3 protein-coding genes are annotated in these 3,350 nt (G+C 65.5%); all 3 read left to right on the top strand.

What is annotated here, in order from left to right; genetic code table 11:
* Positions 1 to 59 precede the first annotated feature (59 nt).
* Genes AC58D2_RS20560 through AC58D2_RS20550 form a run of 3 tightly spaced genes read left to right on the top strand, consistent with a single transcriptional unit; the run spans position 60 to position 3,261 of the window.
* Entirely contained in the window at positions 60 to 1,334 is a 1,275-nt protein-coding gene (locus AC58D2_RS20560) for a tyrosine-type recombinase/integrase (RefSeq protein ID WP_497392888.1), read from the top strand.
* The gene (locus tag AC58D2_RS20555; protein WP_497392887.1) at positions 1,331 to 2,272 is read left to right on the top strand and encodes a tyrosine-type recombinase/integrase; all 942 of its coding nucleotides are present in this window, start codon (positions 1,331 to 1,333) and stop codon (positions 2,270 to 2,272) included. Before AC58D2_RS20560 ends, AC58D2_RS20555 begins: the two co-directional genes overlap by 4 nt.
* Positions 2,269 to 3,261 (top strand): tyrosine-type recombinase/integrase, encoded by a 993-nt coding sequence (locus AC58D2_RS20550; RefSeq protein ID WP_497392885.1) that lies wholly within the window; start codon positions 2,269 to 2,271, stop codon positions 3,259 to 3,261. Before AC58D2_RS20555 ends, AC58D2_RS20550 begins: the two co-directional genes overlap by 4 nt.
* Positions 3,262 to 3,350 lie beyond the last annotated feature (89 nt).

Raw genomic sequence — 3,350 nt, 5'->3', positions numbered from 1 at the left:
GGCCATAATGCCGCGATCCGGATTATGCCGCATGTGCTCGTTAGGGCGCGGTCGGCGGTATGATCACGCCAACCCCATTCGGCATAATCCTCGTCGCTCCAACAACATGGAGCACGACGATCATGACTCAATATTTGCAGACTTCCATCGAGCCATATCTGGTCTCGTTCGCGGAGAGCTTTGCGGCTGAGAATTACACCGCCGGCACGGTCAAGACCTACCAATCGATCCTGCGTAAGGTGGCGCGCGCGATGGATGCCGAGGGCATCAATCCATCGGCGCTGACGCTCGACGTTGCCGAGCGGCTGGGACGCAAGGTGCCGCGCAAGACGACGGGCACGGTATGGCCGCATAGACTGGCCCGCCGGTTCGCGCAGCATCTGCTCGATATCGGCGTGACGCAGCCGGTGCCGTTGACCGAAGCGCAGCAGGCGCGCGCGACCCTGCTGGCGGACTTCGAGACCTATCTGGTCAAGCATCGCGGCCTGAGCCCGCGGACGATCTATCACACGCTGCGGTTCGCCGATCGGTTCCTCGATCATCGTTTTGGTGATGCGACTGTTAATCCGGGGCGGTTGCGGCCTGCCGATGTGATCAGCTTCATCGAGCATGTGCTGGCAGGCGCGCGCCGCGATAAAACGGTAGCGACGCATGTTCGTACCTTCCTGCAATATCTGTTCGGCAGCGGCGCGACGGCGACCAATCTGGCGCTGAGCGTGCCCAAGGCGGCCAAGCGCTGGGGCGCACGGCTGCCGCGCCATCTGGTACCCGAGGGCGTCGAGGCGGTGCTGGCCTGCGTGCGCGACAATCCCCGGCACGGCGCTCGGGACTATGCGATGCTGCTGATCATGGCCCGGCTCGGCTTGCGCGCTGCCGAGGTCATCGCGATCCAGTTGGACGACATCGACTGGCGCGCAGGCGAACTCTTGGTGCGTGGCAAGGGGAAGCTGCACGATCGTGTGCCGATTAGCGCGGAGGTTGGCGAGGCGCTCAGCCGCTATCTGCGCGAGGAACGCGGACCAGCGTCCTGCCGCACGCTGTTCGTCACCCATCGCGCCCCGCACCGTCCGTTCAGGGACAGCCAGATCGTCAATACCATCCTCAAGGATGCGTTGAAGGCGACCGGCCAGAAGCCGGTAACGCCCTATGTGGGATCGCACCTGTTGCGTCATAGCCTTGCCACCCAGTTGGTGAACTCGGGCGCATCGCTCGACGAGGTGGGCGATGTACTGCGGCACCGCTCACGCACATCGACCAAGATATATGCTCGTCTCGACATCGACGGACTGCGGTCAGTGGCAATGCCCTGGCCCGTGGCGGGAGGCGCGCAATGAGCCTCTCCTCCCAGCTCGACCGCTATCTGGCTGTGCGGCGCCGCCTCGGCTACGACCTGAGCACCAGCGAGCGCATCCTTCGCCGCTTCACGCGGTTCGCCGACCGCGAACGCGCGACGCATATCGATACGGCACTGTTCCTGCACTGGCACGCTACGCTCGGCGAGGCCAACGGCATGACGCGAGCGGCGCGGCTTACCGCCGTGCGCCTCTTCGCGCAGTGGCTCAGCAGCTTCGATCCGGCGCATGAACCTCCGCCACGGGGGCTGTTGCCCGACACGGTCATGCGCTCGCGTCCGCATATCTACAGCGAGGCCGAGGTCGCTTCGATTATCGCGGCCGCAAGGGCGCTGCCGTCGATCTGCGGGTTGCGCGGACTGACCTGCTCGACGTTGTTTACACTCATCGCGGTCACGGGCTTGCGCATCAGCGAGGCGCTCGCGCTCGACAGTAACGACCTTGACGCCGACCATGGTGTGCTGCGCGTCCGACAGGGCAAGAACGGCAAGGAACGGCTGCTGCCGCTCGATCCCAGCACCGTCGAGCGACTGCTCGACTATCGCGCCGAACGCGACCGGTTGATCGGTCATCGGGCGTTGCCGCTGTTCGTAACCGACAAGGCGACCCGGCTCACCGACTGCGCGGCCCGGTACAACTTCGCACGCGCATGCCAGCAGATCGGCTTGCGATCCGAGCAACAATACCACCGGCATGGCCGGGGACCACGCATCCACGATCTGCGTCACACCTTCGCCGTGCACACGATGATCGACTGGTACCGGAGCGGGAAGGACCCGGCGCGCGAGATGATCCGGCTCACGACCTATCTGGGTCATAGCAACCCCTCCGGAACATACTGGTATCTGGAGGCGGTCCCGGAACTGCTCGATCTGGCGATGGCCCGCGCCACCACGACCGGCGGGGAGGCGGCACAATGAACGCCGTGGCCTTGCCTGCGCTGATCCAGCGCTTCTTCACCGACCGGCTGTGCACCCAGTTGGAAGCGAGCCGCCACACGGTCGCGGGCTACCGCGACACGTTCCGGCTGTTGCTCCGATATGCGAGCACGCAGCACGGCAAGCCGCCGGTCAAGCTGACCGTAGAGGACATCGACGCCGATCTGGTTGCCGACTTCCTCAGTCACACCGAGACGGCACGGGGCAACAGCGCGCGCAGCCGCAATACCCGGCTCGCCGCCATCCGGTCGTTCTTCCGCTTCGTCGCGATGACCGACCCGACCTGGCTGCTGCACTGCCAGCGCGTGCTCGCGATGCCCAACAAGCGCTACGTGAAGCGCACGGTGACGTTCCTCGATGCTGACGAGATGGCCGCGTTGCTGGCAGCGCCGGATCGCTCGACATGGGCGGGACGGCGCGACCACGCGCTGCTCCTGCTCGCGGTGCAGACCGGCCTGCGGGCATCCGAACTGGTCGGCCTCAATCGGGGCGATGTGGTGTTCGGCACCGGTGCGCACATCCGCTGCTTGGGCAAGGGCCGAAAGGAGCGAGCCACACCCCTTCGCCGCGATACCGCCAAGCTGTTGGCGACGTGGATCGGCACCGACAAGGATGAAGGCAGGCCGCTGTTCCCGTCGATCCGGGGCGAACGACTGAGCCGCGATGCGTTGGAGCATCTGGTCCGCAAACACTGCCTGACGGCTGCGCGGACATGCCCCAGCATCGGCGCGAAGCGGGTCACGCCACATACGCTGCGCCACAGCAACGCGATGGACCTGCTGCATCACGGCGTCGATCCTGCGGTGATCGCCCTCTGGCTTGGTCACGAGAACGTCGAGACCACCCAGATCTACATCCACGCCGACATGCGGATGAAGGAGAAGGCGCTCGCCCGCGTCGCCGCTCCAGCCACGCCACCGGGTCGGTTCCGGCCCGACGATAACCTCCTCGCGTTCCTGGAAGGGCTCTGATTATGCCGAACAGCTGCATGGCCGATGCCGGGCTATCCGCCCTCCAGCGGAGGCCATGCGGCATAATCCGGATCGCGGCATTATGGGTC

It is taken from the genome of Sphingopyxis sp. CR5 (assembly GCF_059693785.1).
The sequence above is the reverse complement of the archived record's forward strand: the minus strand, read 5'-3'. Positions and strand labels throughout refer to the sequence as shown.

Coding starts and splice junctions, on each gene's coding strand:
- AC58D2_RS20560 (WP_497392888.1), top strand. CDS start 60: ATGATCACGCCAACCCCATTCGGCATAATCCTCGTCGCTCCAACAACA.
- AC58D2_RS20555 (WP_497392887.1), top strand. CDS start 1,331: ATGAGCCTCTCCTCCCAGCTCGACCGCTATCTGGCTGTGCGGCGCCGC.
- AC58D2_RS20550 (WP_497392885.1), top strand. CDS start 2,269: ATGAACGCCGTGGCCTTGCCTGCGCTGATCCAGCGCTTCTTCACCGAC.